Annotated in this window: 18 protein-coding genes; 4 read left to right on the forward strand and 14 right to left on the reverse strand. The window is 44.2% G+C overall.

All coding sequences use genetic code 11. The annotated features are described in order from the left end of the window. Positions 1 to 179: 179 nt before the first annotated feature. Positions 180 to 1,226 (forward strand): coiled-coil domain-containing protein, encoded by a 1,047-nt coding sequence (locus tag MHH46_RS24290; protein ID WP_405132524.1) that lies wholly within the window; start codon positions 180 to 182, stop codon positions 1,224 to 1,226. Here MHH46_RS24290 and MHH46_RS24295 read toward each other — a convergent pair. After that, complete coding sequence (locus tag MHH46_RS24295; protein ID WP_076192073.1) at positions 1,218 to 2,444, reverse strand: extracellular solute-binding protein; 1,227 nt, start codon at positions 2,442 to 2,444, stop codon at positions 1,218 to 1,220. The genes MHH46_RS24290 and MHH46_RS24295 overlap by 9 nt on opposite strands. 208 nt (positions 2,445 to 2,652) lie before the next feature. On the opposite strand from MHH46_RS24295, the gene MHH46_RS24300 reads away from it, so the two are divergent. Next, the gene (locus MHH46_RS24300; protein WP_405132525.1) at positions 2,653 to 2,805 is read left to right on the forward strand and encodes a hypothetical protein; all 153 of its coding nucleotides are present in this window, start codon (positions 2,653 to 2,655) and stop codon (positions 2,803 to 2,805) included. 19 nt (positions 2,806 to 2,824) lie between these two features. Here the strand turns inward: MHH46_RS24300 and MHH46_RS24305 are convergent, their stop codons facing one another. Beyond that, positions 2,825 to 4,156 (reverse strand): PhoH family protein, encoded by a 1,332-nt coding sequence (locus MHH46_RS24305; protein WP_036683710.1) that lies wholly within the window; start codon positions 4,154 to 4,156, stop codon positions 2,825 to 2,827. Positions 4,157 to 4,263: 107 nt separating this feature from the next. On the opposite strand from MHH46_RS24305, the gene MHH46_RS24310 reads away from it, so the two are divergent. Then, complete coding sequence (locus tag MHH46_RS24310) at positions 4,264 to 4,839, forward strand: YhcN/YlaJ family sporulation lipoprotein (protein ID WP_076129034.1); 576 nt, start codon at positions 4,264 to 4,266, stop codon at positions 4,837 to 4,839. A gap of 55 nt (positions 4,840 to 4,894) precedes the next feature. On the opposite strand, the gene MHH46_RS24315 is transcribed toward MHH46_RS24310, so the two are convergent. The 6 genes from MHH46_RS24315 to MHH46_RS24340 form a co-directional block, all read right to left on the reverse strand. After that, on the reverse strand, positions 4,895 to 5,347 hold the full coding sequence (locus tag MHH46_RS24315; RefSeq protein ID WP_076129033.1) for a pyridoxamine 5'-phosphate oxidase family protein: 453 nt from the start codon (positions 5,345 to 5,347) through the stop codon (positions 4,895 to 4,897). Between the two features lie 101 nt (positions 5,348 to 5,448). Beyond that, positions 5,449 to 6,549 carry an LCP family protein gene (locus MHH46_RS24320; RefSeq protein WP_076129031.1) on the reverse strand — a complete coding sequence of 367 codons (1,101 nt, stop codon included), beginning with the start codon at positions 6,547 to 6,549 and terminating at the stop codon, positions 5,449 to 5,451. 82 nt (positions 6,550 to 6,631) lie between these two features. Then, on the reverse strand, positions 6,632 to 6,928 hold the full coding sequence (locus MHH46_RS24325) for a YlaH-like family protein (RefSeq protein ID WP_076179286.1): 297 nt from the start codon (positions 6,926 to 6,928) through the stop codon (positions 6,632 to 6,634). 129 nt (positions 6,929 to 7,057) lie between these two features. Continuing rightward, the gene (gene typA / locus MHH46_RS24330; protein WP_076129029.1) at positions 7,058 to 8,899 is read right to left on the reverse strand and encodes a translational GTPase TypA; all 1,842 of its coding nucleotides are present in this window, start codon (positions 8,897 to 8,899) and stop codon (positions 7,058 to 7,060) included. A 205-nt stretch (positions 8,900 to 9,104) separates the two neighbouring features. Continuing rightward, on the reverse strand, positions 9,105 to 9,614 hold the full coding sequence (locus MHH46_RS24335) for a hypothetical protein (protein WP_076192076.1): 510 nt from the start codon (positions 9,612 to 9,614) through the stop codon (positions 9,105 to 9,107). Between the two features lie 220 nt (positions 9,615 to 9,834). Next, positions 9,835 to 10,494: a TerC family protein gene (locus MHH46_RS24340; protein WP_076136549.1), complete on the reverse strand. Its 660-nt coding sequence runs from the start codon at positions 10,492 to 10,494 to the stop codon at positions 9,835 to 9,837. Between the two features lie 171 nt (positions 10,495 to 10,665). On the opposite strand from MHH46_RS24340, the gene MHH46_RS24345 reads away from it, so the two are divergent. Then, positions 10,666 to 11,358, forward strand: coding sequence for a TerC family protein (locus tag MHH46_RS24345; RefSeq protein WP_076192078.1), 693 nt, complete (start codon positions 10,666 to 10,668; stop codon positions 11,356 to 11,358). A gap of 67 nt (positions 11,359 to 11,425) precedes the next feature. Here MHH46_RS24345 and thiI read toward each other — a convergent pair whose 3' ends face one another. The 6 genes from thiI to MHH46_RS24375 form a co-directional block, all read right to left on the reverse strand. Continuing rightward, on the reverse strand, positions 11,426 to 12,712 hold the full coding sequence (gene thiI / locus MHH46_RS24350; RefSeq protein ID WP_081382359.1) for a tRNA uracil 4-sulfurtransferase ThiI: 1,287 nt from the start codon (positions 12,710 to 12,712) through the stop codon (positions 11,426 to 11,428). A gap of 3 nt (positions 12,713 to 12,715) precedes the next feature. Beyond that, on the reverse strand, positions 12,716 to 13,867 hold the full coding sequence (locus tag MHH46_RS24355) for a cysteine desulfurase family protein (protein ID WP_076185255.1): 1,152 nt from the start codon (positions 13,865 to 13,867) through the stop codon (positions 12,716 to 12,718). Positions 13,868 to 13,949: 82 nt separating this feature from the next. Next, positions 13,950 to 14,654 (reverse strand): lytic transglycosylase domain-containing protein, encoded by a 705-nt coding sequence (locus MHH46_RS24360; RefSeq protein ID WP_038572880.1) that lies wholly within the window; start codon positions 14,652 to 14,654, stop codon positions 13,950 to 13,952. Positions 14,655 to 14,840: 186 nt separating this feature from the next. Next, positions 14,841 to 15,251 carry a hypothetical protein gene (locus MHH46_RS24365; RefSeq protein ID WP_038572882.1) on the reverse strand — a complete coding sequence of 137 codons (411 nt, stop codon included), beginning with the start codon at positions 15,249 to 15,251 and terminating at the stop codon, positions 14,841 to 14,843. A gap of 12 nt (positions 15,252 to 15,263) precedes the next feature. Further along, positions 15,264 to 15,584 carry a DUF1540 domain-containing protein gene (locus tag MHH46_RS24370; protein ID WP_405132526.1) on the reverse strand — a complete coding sequence of 107 codons (321 nt, stop codon included), beginning with the start codon at positions 15,582 to 15,584 and terminating at the stop codon, positions 15,264 to 15,266. 67 nt (positions 15,585 to 15,651) lie between these two features. Beyond that, the gene (locus MHH46_RS24375) at positions 15,652 to 16,149 is read right to left on the reverse strand and encodes a YpuI family protein (RefSeq protein WP_036683764.1); all 498 of its coding nucleotides are present in this window, start codon (positions 16,147 to 16,149) and stop codon (positions 15,652 to 15,654) included. Positions 16,150 to 16,319 lie beyond the last annotated feature (170 nt).

The raw sequence follows: 16,319 nt of genomic DNA on the forward strand, positions 1-16,319 counted from the left end.
AGGATCACTTCCGTTTTTTTGTTTGTATGCTATTTTAGAAGGGTTAAACATATTATTAGTACATACATATATCATTTCAAAAAAAAGGTGGTGGTGTGGTGCGCTCCCGCAATTTACAAAGCCGCATGATTGCAACCATACTAATTCTCTTCTGCTGTACTTTGTTTCCGTTACAACCTGTGAAGTACTTGTCTGCCGATCCTAGCGGTGATTTTTTCAATTCTGCTATACCAGATAATGAAGAAACCCGTAAACTACTTGAACAGACCTTGTCTTCTGCAGAAATTGAACGTGAAATCATCAAGATTACAGCCGAACAAAAAGCACTTGAACAAAAGGTAGAAAGCCTGAACAGACAAGCTACCCAGAAAAAAACAGCCATTGCGGACCAACAGGAACGGGCAGGTGCAGTTGTGCGTTCTTATTATATGGGGGATAGAGATAATCTTCTGGCCGCGTTTTTTTCAGCAAAAAGTATCAGCAGATTCCTGGCTCTGTTCGATTATTATGAGATTATTATTGGAAATGACCGCGATATTCTCTCACAATATGAAGAACAATATAAGGATTTGAAGGATACCCTTCAGACTGCGAAGCGAAACTCGGAAGAGCTCGCCCGATTGCGTACGGCTCTGGAGGAACAGCAAGTTCGGGTAAACGCGCTCAACAAGGATATTGAGGGTGGGATTAAAAATAGCAGCGATCCTGAAAATATGAGTACTCTACTTAAAGAATTCACATTATATTGGGAGAATATCGGCCTGCACGAGGTAAAAACTTATTTCAAGGCGTTATCCTCCGCAATGAATAAACTACCACAGTTTGTTCAGAATCGAGAGGGTGTACTGACCCGAAAAGGAATGACTTATGAGCTAAACCTGAAGGAAGAGGATCTGAATGAATTTTTGCAATCGCAGAATTCGCTGTTTAAAGACTTCGCCTTTCATTTCAATGACGGATCGATTACTGCCACTGGAAAAAGCGGAGCGCTAGCCCTTTCACTGACCGGTCACTATACCATTCAGGAAGAACCGATCAACGGCCTTATATTCCAAGTCGATCATATTGTATTTAACGGTCTTGAATTGCCTGACACAACAAGAAAAACGTTGGAAGAAGAATTTGACTTAGGCTTTTATCCAGGCAAAATAGTATCTTTCCTTCGTGCCACGGCAGTAGATAGCCAAGAGGGCGTCTTGCATGTTAAGCTTTCCATTTCATTTTAGGCCTTCTTTTAGAAATTCTTTGTAGCCTTCCGCATCTATCTGCCCTGTTAATAGTAACGATACAGCTTCAACAACCTTACTCCAGCCGCCCTGTGAATCATCCTCCGGGGCGGTTTCTTCTGTCAGCAATAGCTCAACATCGAAAGGAAGCTTGTATTTAAAAGCATGCTCCGAACGATAAAGAACATCAAGCGCCGGCAAGCTCCCCGTATTCTCCAACCAATCCAGCTGAGCATCCTCTGAGGTGATAAAGGTCAGCCAATTCACAGCTTCCTTTGGACTTTGAGATTGAGCTGGAAGGGCAAAAGATCGACTGTAACAGGATTCAAACCCACCCCCATTATTAGCAGTCAGGGCCGGTACAGCAGCAAGGGATGAATTTCCATGCTTCTGCCACTCGGATAACGGTAATGAAGCAACGGCGACACTACCTCCTTGGAGCATATCCCAGACATCTTTATTGTAGCGGCTGGTGAGATAAAAATAACTGCGGGCATTCTGAATCCAATTCAACACCTCTTGGTTATCTGCTAACAAGCTGCTATTCATGCTCTCCATTACCGCTGACAATCCATAAGGATTGCGGGTATCCATCGCAAGTAAATATTTCCCTTGCTCTTTTAGCACATTCTGAAGCAGGATATTCCACTCTTCGAGGCTTTTGGGTAATGCATTAAAACCCAGCTCCGCCAGCCGTTGTGGGGAATAAACAAGCACGTAAGGATCTATATCTAACGGGACTCCCCAATTATATCCATTCCACTGCATCCAGGGGATCAACTGTGTTAACGGTGCACTCCCCGGAACGCTCTGATACACATCCATCGGCAATAAATATCCACGTGTGGCCCAGTCCAGAATGCTTCGTCCATCTGCCATGACTATATCCGGGCTGTCCCCGATCGTTAAATCATGCTTCAATACCTCATCGGCATCCTCCATATCCACATTGCTTAAAATAACCTTTACTCCACTTTCTAAGGTATAACGGTTGCTAAGGAGCTCCAGTTCACTAAATTCTTCGCTATTTAACGATACTCTTATGTGTAAGCTATCTATAGTTCCCTCATCTCCGGAAGAGGGATGGGTCGACTGACTTTGTGGTCTTTTCATAGGACGTGGATCGTTACTGGTACTCAATTCCATACTGGGCGACAGGCTTGTCAGCGATAGTAGTAAAATTGCAAAAAGCAGCCAATAATTTTTGCGTTTCAGCACGATTTCCCACCTTCCCTTTTGATTGGTCTCCCCTATTTTACCAAACCCTCCGGTGCTTGTCTTTAGTTTGTGAAACCGTTCTCTTTCTATTATATGGGTGATACGCCAGAGGCATTAAAAATAGGAAGGTGATCTGACCGCCATTACAAGAAAGCTTTGGACTTCCGATCGCTGTTATCCTCAGATTTCCTGATCTAATTACCGCATCATGCGGTTAAAATCCGAGGATAAAGGCGAACGCTTCGCTTCTACAGTTCCAGACTTTCTTTCCATGGCTCTAATCACCACAACCAACTTTAAATTCCTCTGCCGTTTCCGGGCGGGCAGGAAAAAGCCGGGAGAGTTTGCTTCTCCCGGCTGAAAATAGGATTGATGAACCGTTAGAGTAGATCCGCGGCCAATTGCGCCAAGCGGGAACGCTCACCTTTTTCCAAAGTAATATGTCCGCTAATCCCTTGCTGTTTAAACTTCTCGACGATATAGCTCAGTCCGTTGCTCGCAGCATCCAGATATGGATGATCGATTTGCTCCGGATCGCCCATTAGAATGACTTTACTTCCTTCTCCCGCTCTGGAGACAATGGTCTTCACCTCATGGCGGGAAAGGTTCTGCGCCTCATCAATAATAATGAACTGTGATGGGATTGAACGGCCGCGAATATAGGTTAAGGCTTCTACCTGTATACTTCCTAACCCCATTAAGATTTTATCGATATCGCCAGCTTTTTTGGTATCGAACAGGAATTCCAGATTATCATAAATAGGCTGCATCCAGGGTCTAAGCTTCTCATCCTTCTCACCGGGCAAGTAACCAATGTCCTTACCCATAGGAACAACCGGACGGGCGATAAGCAATTTTTTGTATTTATGTTCATCCTCCACTTTGAATAGTCCGGCTGCAAGCGCCAATAACGTCTTCCCTGTCCCAGCCTTACCCGTGATCGTTACGAGTGGGATTTCATCATTTAGCAGCAGCTCCAGTGCCATTCGTTGTTGAGCATTACGGGCGCTAATCCCCCAAACCGAATCATTGCCCAGATAGAGTGGCTCCAGACGTGTGGCATCACTATTCACTTTGAGAAGAGCTGATTTGCCAGTGCCAATCTCATCCTTGAGAATCACAAATTCATGAGGGTACAACGGATACGACAACGCAAGCTGTTTTACCGTCAGAGAGCGGTGACTGTAATATTCATCAATCAATGCGGGATGAACCTGCAGAGATTGGTAACCAGTGTATAGTTCATTTAAGTCTCCAGTACGATCTGACAAATAATCCTCTGGCGTAATTCCCAGAACATCCGCTTTAATACGAACCAGTACATCCTTGCTCACAAGCACAACGGGACGCGGATCGGGCTTCTCATTCTCTTCATTCAAATAATTGAGAGCAACAGCCAATATCCGATTGTCGTTAGACACCTCGCCAAACATTTCCTGTACCTTCACAAAACTGCGATGGTTAAGTTCTACCTTCAGCTTGCCTCCATGCTCCAGTTCCACACCACTATGCAAATGACCTAGTTCCCGGAGTCCATCAAGCAATCGGGATACCGTACGGGCATTCCGACCGATTTCGTCAGCATTGCGCTTCTTGGAGTCGATTTCTTCCAGCACAACAGCCGGAATAACCACCTCATGCTCCTTGAAAGAGAAAATTGAATTGGGGTCGTGCAAAAGCACGTTGGTATCTAGCACAAATATCTTGTTCATATTATCCCCTCCACAGCGCCTGGTTTGATTGATCATACATAACTCTTTCCGCCAAGGGAAAAGATATGGTACAGAAACGATTCTTTGGCTGAAAGGAGTAATCACATATGAGAAAATCAATATGTCTGTTGCTGGTACTGCTGCTACTGACAAGCTGCGGTATCGCTAATAAAAAGACATCACCCTCTCCTCAGAATAAACAATCTGCGAATGCTGTAAAGGGTACGGGGAACCATGAGGTTCGGCAATTGTCCAATGATGGTGCGACTAATCCTAAAGCCACCTCAAAAGCTGGTCAAGCCGTCAATGTTAATGGAGAAAGTGAAATTGCACTTAAGGATCATTTTGAACAGTTGGCCAAAAGAGTTCCCGGTGTAAACGGCGCACACTGTGTAGTCATGAACAAAGTTGCCATTGTTGGTCTTGATGTAGAAGGTTCTCTGGGCCGTTCACGTGTAGGAAGCATCAAATATTCTGTAGCGGAAGCCATCCGCAAAGACCCAAGAAGTGTACGGGCGCTTGTCACTGCGGATATGGATCTCTCCAGCAGATTAGCGGAAATGAGCCGCCATATCTCCAAGGGACATCCGATATCCGGTTTCTCATCCGAGCTGGCTGATATTATCGGACGAATCATGCCACAGCTGCCAGAGGATACCAAGCCGCAAAAAAATGCACAGTAGAGGTTAAGAACAAAAGATGTTCTTTGAGTTCAAAAAAAGCCCAGTGATATTTTCACTAGGCTTTTTTCATGGCAGCAAATACTTGTCCGTCCAACTTCTCAGCGGCACGTCCATCATAAACTTTCGCATATCTTGGGGCGGAGTCCAGCTGCGCGCCGTAAAAAAGCGCGTTGCGGACCGCTTGAATTTCAACATCAAAACAGCACATCTTAAAAGGAACATCTTCTAGCGGGTCCTGCCTTACAGCAGCACTACCGTTAATGGCATAGACAGTTCCTTCACCAAACACAGTTATAGTTATTAATGGATTAACCTTCATATTATTCACAAGTCTTGAACGATGATCAATAGCCAAACGCACAGTACTAGGACTAACAGCATAAAGCCACGAAATAGCTGTGGATGTAGGACCGCCTGTCTCCGCATCAACTGTGTTTAGAAGAACAAAGGTTTCCGATTGCAGCATCGATAGCAAAGTTTCATTCAGCTGAGCAACGGCTTCGGACATAAGTACTGGCCCCCTATGCGACGTTAATTCATTCGATTTATTATATTATAGCACAGGCTGAAACTTGCATTCAATTTTAGCTATGGAAGATATTAAGGTCCTCAAGGCGTCTCAGCAGCTGTCGAATCAGCTCCCGTGGAAATTCCTGCAATCCGATCCTGCAAGCTTTTCTTAGCGGCCTCAAACTCCTCATCATTAATATATACATATGGACTTCGCCACGTTCCAGTAACCGGCTTGAATTCGATATTCTCTTTGGAAATCTTCCAATACGTCGCAATCATATCTTTGATTTGCGAATTTTCGATATCTGTCTTCATGTTACTGTCCACTGCATCAAGCACCTTGCCGATTTTTAATACGCCACCAAGCGATTGCATCTGATCCACCAGGCTGTTCAGAACTTCGTTCTGGCGTTTGTTGCGATCAAAATCATCTGATGCGTTGGTCTTAGGCTTGCAATTGGATTTACGATACCGCACATAGTCCAGTGCATTTTTTCCATCCAGCTCTGCCGGACCCTTTTTCAGATTGATATTCGTGCCATCCACAGTGTCTGTATAACACATATTTTCACTAATATTTACTTCGACTCCCCCAAGCTCGTCCACTACATCACGGAAGCCCTGAAAATCAAGAATCGTTGTATAATCTACATCAATATCCAAATACTTACCCATCATCGTCTTCATCTCATCTTCAGCCAGTAGACCAGAGGATTTCTCCTTACCCTTGAAGCGAGCATAAAATTCATTAATTTTCGTCTTCTTATAGCCGCTTAGCTCCACATAGGTATCACGAGGAAGCGAAACAATAGTCGCTGATTTAGTCTTAGGATTAAGTGCTGCAACCATGATCACGTCAGTCAAATAAGACTCGTGTTTAGGTCTGTTATCCGTTCCCAGTATAAGCATCGTCAGTGGTTTTTCTGAAGCGGAATGCCCTGGAGCAACCGTACCCTCAACCCCTGCATTAAATACGCCATGCTCAAGCTTCCAATACAGATAACCGCCATAACCCAGCACGCCGAGGATCGCAATAATTAGCAAAGTTAACAATACTCTAACTAATCTGCCAAAAAAACCTCTCTTTTTCACTTTCTTTTTCGTTTTTTTCTTAGAAGCACCCTTCACAGGCTGTTTTCTATTAGTAGGTTGTTGCCCGTTTGCTCTTGGAGGTAAACCGCTGTTTCTTGTACTCATAATAGAATAAAGTCCTTTTCATTTCATTTAGAATTAGAATTGCTACATTAATTAGACGATCCTTAAGGTACAAAAGTTGCGATTACGATCTCTTCGCTGCTGCCGCAGCCTTTCTCTTCTGTCGGGCTTCTACTATATAACGTATCCGTACCATCAGCATTAATCCGACAGCAACCAACAGACACTGGATAATCGGAAGCTTATCATGTTGGAAAATGAGGAGCATGCCAGAGCCAACCGCCATCATTATGTAGAGCATGATTTCCTTGCCAATCGATAACTTTTGATTCACACGAAAGACTTGATTATAAACAAAAGTAAGCAATATAAAGATAACAATATAAGCGACGATTGGATGCTCAGCGAACCACACCTGCATAGATAACCGCACTCCTCCCAAATTTAAGATACGTTTACATTATATCATCAGTAGGGGAATTTTTTGTTTCTTATATTAAAAAAAGCCGCCGGATGCAATAATCCGGCGGTCTTATTCATAAGCATGTGTTTACGCGTTGGCTTGTGCTGTTTTACGTTGTTTCTCTACACGTTCGCGTTCGCCTTTGTTCAGAATCTTTTTACGCAAACGAATGGATTTAGGTGTAATTTCACAATATTCATCATCGTTCAAATATTCAAGTGCGCCTTCCAAAGAGAAGGTGCGTGGTGTCTTCATTTTTACAGTATCATCTTTGCCTGAGGTACGCATGTTGGTAAGTGCTTTTTCCTTACAGATGTTAACGATAATATCGTTATCACGGGTATGCTCGCCTACGATCATACCTTCATAAATTTCTGTACCTGCATCCAAGAAGAGAATACCACGATCCTCAACACCCACGATTCCGTATTGAGTTGTTGATCCAGTCTCACTTGCTACAAGCACACCTTGATGACGTCCGCCAACTTGACCAGCAACCAGTGGAGCGTAGCTGTCAAAAGCATGGTTCATAACGCCGTAACCGCGTGTCAAAGTCAAGAAGTAAGTGTTGTAACCAATCAATCCACGTGCAGGAATCAGGAATTCCAGACGTACTTGACCCGTACCGTTGTTAATCATATTGACCATTTCGGCTTTACGAGTACCCAGACTCTCCATAACAGAACCCATGCTCTCTTCTGGAATATCAATCATTAGACGCTCAAGCGGCTCCATTTTGACACCGTCGATTTCTTTAATGATTACTTGTGGTTTAGAAACTTGCATTTCATAACCTTCACGACGCATATTCTCGATCAGAATACCAAGGTGAAGCTCACCACGTCCAGAAACGATAAATGCATCAGGACTATCAGTTTCTTCCACACGCAAACTCACGTCTGTTTCAAGTTCTTTAAATAGACGCTCACGTAGTTTACGGGAAGTTACCCATTTACCTTCTTTACCAGCAAAAGGACTGTTATTCACTAGGAATGTCATTTGCATGGTTGGCTCGTCAATCTTCAGAACCGGAAGTGCTTCAGGGTTTGCAGGATCAGCAATGGTCTCACCAATGTTGATGTCCTTGATCCCTGCAATAGCAACGATATCCCCTGCGCCCGCTTGCTCTGTTTCAATACGTTTCAAACCTTGGAAGCCGAACAATTTCTCGATACGTGCAGTTTTGCTCTTACCATCACGCATAATAACTGTTACAGATTGACCTTGTTTGATCACACCGCGGTTAACACGTCCAATCGCAATACGACCCAAGTATTCGTTATAATCCATCAACGTTACGAGGAATTGAAGCGGTTCTTCAACACTTTCGGTTGGAGCTGGAATATGTTCAACAATGGTTTCGTAGAGCGAAAGCATCGTTTCATCTTGTTTCTCAGGAACCATGCTTGATGTACCATTAAGAGCAGATGCATAAACAACCGGGAATTCCAATTGTTCGTCATTTGCTTCAAGTTCGATGAACAAATCGAGCACTTCATCAATAACTTCCTTAGGACGAGCAGCTGGACGGTCAATCTTGTTCACGACAACGATCGGTGTAAGTTTTTGTTCCAATGCTTTACGCAGAACGAATTTCGTTTGCGGCATGCAGCCTTCATAAGCATCAACAACCAGCAATACACCGTCAACCATTTTCATGATCCGTTCTACTTCGCCACCAAAGTCAGCATGTCCAGGTGTATCCACAATGTTGATCAAAAACTCTTTATAAGTAATTGCTGTATTTTTAGCTAGGATTGTAATTCCACGTTCCCGTTCGATATCATTAGAGTCCATAGCACGTTCTTGCAAGTGCTCATGGGCGCTGAAGATCCCCGATTGTTGAAGGAGCTGATCGACGAGTGTTGTTTTGCCATGGTCAACGTGGGCAATGATCGCAATGTTGCGAATATCTTTTCTTGAATGCATGATTTGTATCCAAATCCTCTCATTTATCAAATTAAAACTGTTAAAATTCATAGCATGTCACGGCAGTCTCACAAAAGAAGCGCCAGGCAGAAAGCCGACGCTTCAACATAACATTAATATTATAGTGAAAGTACCATGAAAAGCAAGTCTTTTTATGAAAAAACAGTTACCAATTTCCGTTTTTTTTCACAAGATCCTACAGCAATTAGCTTCGATACCATCTATTCCGGCCACGTGCTCTGCCTCGACCGGTAATCAGCCAAATTCCTACAGCTATTAATACAATCCCGATCAGGTAGATCGCGCCGGTGCCCATAAGGCTGAAAATACAAAGCGCAAGGCTTAGTAAGCCTAATGTTACAGCAATTGCTGACAGGCCACCCGTCCGTCTAGGTTCATAGATGGAGTATTCATACAAGCCCACGGCAAGACCAAGCAACAGCACAGGCCATAAGCTTCTCATAAGCCCCCATCCCCAAATATTGCAGAGGCCAAACAACAAACCATACACCGTTAATATCCCGGCAGGAACCAATACCGAGGCCGAAGCACGACGGCTGAAAAATAACATGTGTAGTACTATTCCTGGAATTAAAATCACTAGAGGCCAAAGCGCGCGCCCCAAAAATCCGAAGACGCCCAGCTTACCTAATAAAATCACGATGCCAGCAGCAACAATAAAAATTCCTAGCTGTATATCTTTCTTTGAAGACATCCTTCACCCATCCCTTCAATTTCACGTCTACCTCATTTCCTCGTCACCTTATAGCCTGAAAGCGACAGGATTCTTACTCATATATTATCCGAAACATACACAAAATGCCATCACTCCCTGTGATTAATCAGTGTCGATAACCGCTTCTGATCACGCAAAAAAAACGGACAATTCCAATTTATGGAGATGTCCGTTTAGTATTGCCTTTTATTGCAATTTATTAACCTGCAGATGTTTTTCTGCGTTTTATTGCTCCCGTAACGACAACTAATATTCCTAAGGCAATGGGCAAATAGGAATGTGAGGAAGGGAACAAAAAGGAGAGCATCGTCCCTAATTTTGCATCCTGAAGCAACATATCCCCTGCTGTAAACGCCAATATATAAGCACCGATAAATACGAGCACTGGAAACCGGTGCAGCCAGCCGACAATAATGCCGCTTCCCCACACTACTATCGGAATGCTAAGAGCAATCCCGATGACAATTAAAGCCAAATCTCCTTTAGCTACTCCTGCAATGGCTAGTACATTATCCAGGCTCATAATGAAGTCTGCTACAAGAATCGTTCGGATTGCTTTCCAGACTGAGGATGATTCCCTTACTCTGAGATCCTCCTCTTCCTCCAAAAGCAGCTTGAACGCTATCCATAGCAGCAGCATTCCCCCTCCAGCCTGAATATAAGGGATTTTTAATAGCAATACCGCAACAAAAGTAAGCAAACACCGCAGAACAACTGCGCCTGCTGAGCCCCACCATACTGCAGTCTTTCGGTGCTTCGCCGAAAGATCCTTGCTGGCCATTGCAATAACCATTGCATTATCTCCGCTCAGCACCAGATTAATCATCAATATTTCACCAAGGAGCAATAATGAATCCATTCGCACTTACCTCCCCGAGTCACATGTAACTACTTGTATGTTCGGAAATGACAAGCTATGCTTCCTGTCCAACTTTTTTTGAGCGTGAACGCATGTTGGCTCCTTTTTTTGCGTATACAAAACTAAGCATATTTTGAAGCTCAATCTAACAAACTTGGGAGTGACTTCGCTTTGAATACATCCATCTGGGAGTTTATATTATCGCTGCTCAACATTATTTTTCTAGATCTTATTTTGGCGGGAGATAATGCCATTGTGATCGGTCTTGCGGCGCGTAATTTACCGTCAGACACGCAAAAGAAGGCTATCGTATTTGGAACAGCAGGTGCTGTAGTGTTGCGGATCTTCGCAACGATTCTGGTCGTATGGCTGTTGAAAATCCCCTGGTTACTGCTTGCCGGAGGGATTTTACTCATTCTGATTGCCTATAAGCTGTTAACCAGTGAGAACACTTCAACAGATATCAAGGCAGGTCAAAGCTTCTGGTCCGCTGTAGGGACAATCATTTTAGCTGATGCTGCCATGGGCCTTGATAATGTGATCGCCATTGCCGGAGCTGCCAAGCATAATATCTCACTGGTTATCATAGGACTGCTGATCAGTGTTCCCATCGTTGTGTGGGGAAGTACCCTTTTTATTAAATTAATCAACAAATATCCATGGATCATTTATATTGGTTCTGCTGTCTTAGGTTTTACTGCTTCAAGTATGATTACGGATGAACATCAGCTTGCGCCATTTTTTAATCATCATCCGCTGCTCAAATATCTGTTTATAATCGTGATCATTATAGGTATCTTGGCAGCGGGACATTGGAAACGCCAATCAAAACCAGAAGAGCCTCAGGAGGGCACATTCGTCTAAACCACAAAAAAACTGCCTCAGAACGTAGATTTCACTACGCTTCAAGGCAGTTTTTTGGTTTATTACTTTAGAACCATTCTTCCTGTAAACCAGCCTCGACACTTACAACATCACTAGGCTTCTCATCTCCATAGGGAGTGATTAACACGGTCTCTGTGGCTTCAATCGCCGCTTCCAGAAGTTCAGAATATCCCGGAAGCGTAGCCTCTATCTTATCCACAATCCGTAAATTCGGATTTGTTGTAGGTGATTTTGGAACAAATAAAGTACAGCAATCCTCATAAGGAAGGATGGACAAATCATAGGTACCGATGTTCTTCGACAGGTCCACGATATCACTTTTGTCCATCATTACCAGCGGACGCAAAAGGGGGAGGGTTGTCGCACGGCCAATCACGTTCATGCTTGGCAAGGTCTGGCTAGCGACTTGTCCCAGACTATCCCCGGTTACAATCGCCAATGCACCTTCCCGCTCAGCAAGCTGGGTAGTAATTCTCAGCATTGCCCGCCGCATCAGTGTAATAATCAGATTATCCTGGCCGATGCCGGTAAAGGAAGTCTGCACTTCAGTAAAGGGTACCAGATGCAGCTTGATTACACCCGCATAACGTGACAATACCCGCGCAAGATCCACAACTTTTTGTCTAGCAAGCTCGCTTGTATAAGGATAACTGTAGAAGTGCACGCACTCCACTTCAAGTCCGCGCCGCATGGATGACCAGCCTGCTACGGGACTATCAATGCCACCGGACAGCAATAACATCGCTTTTCCGTTAGTGCCTAATGGAAATCCACCTACACCGGCAATATTTTCACAGAAAATATAAGTATGTCCCTGACGAATTTCGACCCTCAGCTCTAATTCAGGCGATTTAACGTCTACGGTGAGGCCAGGATATCCTTGCAATAGTGGTGTCGCGATCAGTTTATTCATCTCAATGGAGCCGTAAGGGAACTCTTTCCATACCCGCCGAGCATTAACCTTAAATCTGGTGCCCGGAGCAGGCGCGATTATCTCCAAAAATTGACGGCTGACCGCTACAATATCCTCAAGCTCTGACTTAGAAACCTTCACTGGACTAACTGAAGCAATGCCAAATACATTCTTCAGTGCTTGTACCAATTCAATCGCAGATTCCCCGTTCAATTCCACGTAAATTCTTCCGAATTCCTTGCTCAGAACTACGTTTGGATAAGGCTTAATCAATTCCTTCACATGACGCAGTACGGTTTTTTCAAATCGGGTACGATTTTTGCCCTTTAAAGTAAACTCTCCAAAACGCAGGAGCAGCATATCAGCGTATTCTATACTATGGGCTCTGCCTTCTGCAGATTCCTTGTTCATCATGCTCATTTGTTACTTCATTCCTCCTTCAGCAATCTTTAAAGCTTGTACCGCAGTGGTTAATGCTTGCTCAAGCGCAGCGACATCCTCATCTGTATGACTGTCGCCAAGGCTAATACGAATCCCACCTGAAGCACTGGAGACATCTTTACCCATAGACAATAATACACGACTAGGCTCAGCCAGTCGTGAGGAGCAGGCCGAACGGGTGGAGACAGCCATCCCCAGTTCCTCTAGCTTGCGGGCGAATACCTCTCCCTTCATGCCAGGGTAAGAGAAATGCACAATATGGGGAGCTCCATCCTCTCTGCTGTTTATAACAAATTCAGGAACGGTGCGCAAGAAGCGTAATAATCGATCTCGGAGTGGAACCAACTGGGCAACGAAGGTTTCTCGCTGCTCACCACTCATGCGGATAGCTTTGGAGGATGCGACAATCGCAGGTACATTTTCAGTTCCAGCGCGTTGTCCTTCTTCATGAGAGCCCCCTGTAAGCAATGGGAATAGCTTAATTCCCTCTTTGATATACAGTAATCCCACTCCACGTGGGCCTCGAAGCTTATGAGGAGACAGGCTATAAAGATCCACCTGCCATTCCTTTAAGTCAACTGCAAGTTTACCATATCCCTGAACACCATCTACATGAAATAAGGTTCGCGGATTCACAGCTTTAATCAGCTTCCCCATCTCTTTAAGCGGTTGTATCGTTCCAATCTCGTTATTGACATGCATCACACTAACAAGCACAGTGTCGCGCCGGACAGCAGCAGCTACGCGCTCAGGATCAACAACGCCAGTGCTATCGGGTGCTACAAAAGTAACCTCCCAGCCCATTCGCTGCAATTGCAGGAAACTCTCATATACAGAGGGATGCTCTATTTCTGTAGTTACCAAATGACGACCTCTAGTCTGATATTGCAGAGCAGCGCCTTTTATCGCCAAATTATTGCTTTCCGTTGCACCAGAAGTAAATAGAATCTCCTGCGGTTGTACAGATAAAGCAGCAGCGCATACTTCACGCGACCGTCTGATCAGCTTACCCGCTTCACTGCCCGCACGGTGCAAAGAGGAAGGGTTCGCATAATGCAGCTTCATAATTTGTTCCATCGTCTGCACCACTTCTTCATAGGGCGGTGTAGCGGCGGCATAATCCCAGTAAAGCATATGTCAAATGTCTCCTTTACTTCGTTGAGTGAACTTATTATCGAAAAAGGATCAAACGGTGTTTCCCGTTTGATCCTTTTTATTATACCGCGTATTGAGCGCGAGCGCGTTCTATTTTAAAGATATAAGACTGTGTCTCTTTTGGAAGCAGGCTAAGTTTCTCCAATAATTCCTGATCATTGGTTACTCCCAGATCTGTTACCCGTCCCGGCCCTGCGTTGTACGCTGCAAGTGCCATCTTTTCCTCTCCGCCAAAGCGTTTCAGTTGATAAGATAAATAACGTACACCGCCATCAATGTTTTGCGCCGGATCGAACGAATCAGTAACCCCTAAGCCGCTCGCGGTCCCATCCATAAGCTGCATTAAACCTTTAGCCCCTGCCGAAGAGACAACATTAGGATTAAACGAAGATTCAGTATCAATCACTGCTTTGATCAGATCAATCGGCACGCCATATTTAGCACTCGCCTTCTGGATGAGATCATCATAGCTCGTAGGTGTGGAACCCGTTATTTCCCCGGAAATTATGTTATTGAAGGTTTCTGTTGTCCCACCTATCTGCTGCCATAACAAGCTGCTGACTGAAGTTGCATCCGGGAGAGAAGTCAAATAGCTTGAACTTTCACTACTGGTTGACATTGCCTGAAGCATTGTCGCAAATCCAGAAGCTGAAACTCCTGTTGACCGTTCATTTCCATTCGCGGAGCTAGTTTTTTCGGTTGTAGCCTTAAGGTTGATCCATTTAAGCTGCCCTAACCCGTCGGTTACAGCGGGATTGATCTGCATGCTGGCGCACTCCTTTTTTGTCCTACTCGAATCATATATAAGGTTTCGCGTTGAAATTTCGATGAATTACGGCTTAATCTTACATTTTATCTGAGATTATTGCTATATGTTGGAATGAAAAAACAGACTTCAGACCCTGATATTTAGGTCTAAAAGCCTGTTTAGATCAAAGCCATTCAGTTCTTTTTAGCGCGCAAAGGGAATCATCACGAAGTAACTTAGTGTCGCAACAATCCCTAAGCCCATTGCCCATGCCCCAAGCGTTTTTTGCTCTTTGACATAGGAATAATAACCAACTACGGCAGCGATGGGTCCGAGAATAAAGGACCAGATGAACAATGAGGCGATCCCCATCCCCAGTCCAACATACCCCATTACCCGGCTTCCACTATATTCCGCTTCACTGTCCTTGCGCTCTTCCACTATCCGCGGGGCATCCCGAACCTGCATTGGAACCGGATTTACCTCAGCAGCGTATTCTTCGCGATGCTCTCTGTCCCGACGAGGATAGTCCACTCTCCGCGGACGAAGAATGACTTTTCTCGGACCGGATTGTTCCCGTGATGAGCTTGATTCATTATCCTTTTCTGTGTCCATTCTGGCGGCCTCCTAAGCGTTCGGCTTAAACGTCAGACAACATGTTGCAGATGATGTACTGGCATGATCGCGGTGACCTTCATTTGTCATTTCTTCAGCATATTCTTCCTTATAACCATTGCCTACGTGCTTATCGATCTCGATGACAATTTCTTCAGCCCGGCATAAATTATGCTCGCCCCAATAATGACAATTGCTCACGCTACATTTTACTAATGGTTTTTCACTCGACATAATTATCACCTCGGCTTCATTATGTCCGCTCCATTTACCCGCTATTCGACAGAGTGGTTTCCAGTTGATGTATCGAGACAGGGCTTTTAATCCACGCAAAAAAGGACCAGCTCATTGTCATTACAAAATGACAAAGTGCTGATCCCTTTAGATCACTATTTAGAAGTTAAACCTGATTTTGCATACGTTTCTCGGTCAAATAGTCGTTCTCATAATAAATGAGATCATCGCGAAGATCTTCATACGTTTTGGTGATTTCTAGGATGATATCACGCGCGGGACGTACTGGCTTTTTGCGGAAACGGATTGCATCCTGACCTGTATAAGCGTAACGGCCATCTTCAGAATAGCTTTCATTTTTCGGATAAAAGAAGTTGTTCACGCCATAGTGATATACATTATAAAGCGCTTTCTGTGCAAAAGATTCATCGAATGTCGCACGACGCAGCGCAACGCCTAATTTCTCATATGACATTTCCGAGAACACTAATAGGTGACGAAGATCGGACAGAAAACCTTGGTAAAATTGTACGGTTTCCTCATCTCCCTCAACTACAAGCTGAGGCAATGCATGCTCATTTAGAAATACTTCCATTTTGTCGATTACCACTTTAAGTTTATCTCTCGTCGATTCACATAATTTCTGCACATTGGCTGCTGACATAGCGGTTGCTCCTCCTTATTATTCCCTGCTCTTGTAGTCAATAAAGTTAATCCTCTGAAAGAAACCGCCCTAAAGACGTATCTCTTTATTCTTGCAATATCAGGATGTGAACACAGAGAAGTCTAACCTTCTGAACAATTATTAAGAACAACATCTAATGAGGTATCTCT

This window comes from Paenibacillus sp. FSL H8-0175, from assembly GCF_045040615.1.
Lineage (GTDB): Bacteria > Bacillota > Bacilli > Paenibacillales > Paenibacillaceae > Paenibacillus_AQ > Paenibacillus_AQ odorifer.

Bases quoted from the DNA above. Each gene is read 5' to 3' on its own strand.
- MHH46_RS24320 (WP_076129031.1), bottom strand. From the start codon at position 6,549: ATGAGTACAAGAAACAGCGGTTTACCTCCAAGAGCAAACGGGCAACAA.
- MHH46_RS24305 (WP_036683710.1), bottom strand. From the start codon at position 4,156: ATGAACAAGATATTTGTGCTAGATACCAACGTGCTTTTGCACGACCCC.
- typA (WP_076129029.1), bottom strand. From the start codon at position 8,899: ATGCATTCAAGAAAAGATATTCGCAACATTGCGATCATTGCCCACGTT.
- MHH46_RS24375 (WP_036683764.1), bottom strand. From the start codon at position 16,149: ATGTCAGCAGCCAATGTGCAGAAATTATGTGAATCGACGAGAGATAAA.
- MHH46_RS24360 (WP_038572880.1), bottom strand. From the start codon at position 14,654: ATGCAGATCAATCCCGCTGTAACCGACGGGTTAGGGCAGCTTAAATGG.
- MHH46_RS24315 (WP_076129033.1), bottom strand. From the start codon at position 5,347: ATGTCCGAAGCCGTTGCTCAGCTGAATGAAACTTTGCTATCGATGCTG.
- MHH46_RS24310 (WP_076129034.1), top strand. From the start codon at position 4,264: ATGAGAAAATCAATATGTCTGTTGCTGGTACTGCTGCTACTGACAAGC.
- MHH46_RS24355 (WP_076185255.1), bottom strand. From the start codon at position 13,867: ATGCTTTACTGGGATTATGCCGCCGCTACACCGCCCTATGAAGAAGTG.
- thiI (WP_081382359.1), bottom strand. From the start codon at position 12,712: ATGAGCATGATGAACAAGGAATCTGCAGAAGGCAGAGCCCATAGTATA.
- MHH46_RS24365 (WP_038572882.1), bottom strand. From the start codon at position 15,251: ATGGACACAGAAAAGGATAATGAATCAAGCTCATCACGGGAACAATCC.
- MHH46_RS24340 (WP_076136549.1), bottom strand. From the start codon at position 10,494: ATGGATTCATTATTGCTCCTTGGTGAAATATTGATGATTAATCTGGTG.
- MHH46_RS24300 (WP_405132525.1), top strand. From the start codon at position 2,653: ATGCGGTTAAAATCCGAGGATAAAGGCGAACGCTTCGCTTCTACAGTT.
- MHH46_RS24325 (WP_076179286.1), bottom strand. From the start codon at position 6,928: ATGCAGGTGTGGTTCGCTGAGCATCCAATCGTCGCTTATATTGTTATC.
- MHH46_RS24335 (WP_076192076.1), bottom strand. From the start codon at position 9,614: ATGTCTTCAAAGAAAGATATACAGCTAGGAATTTTTATTGTTGCTGCT.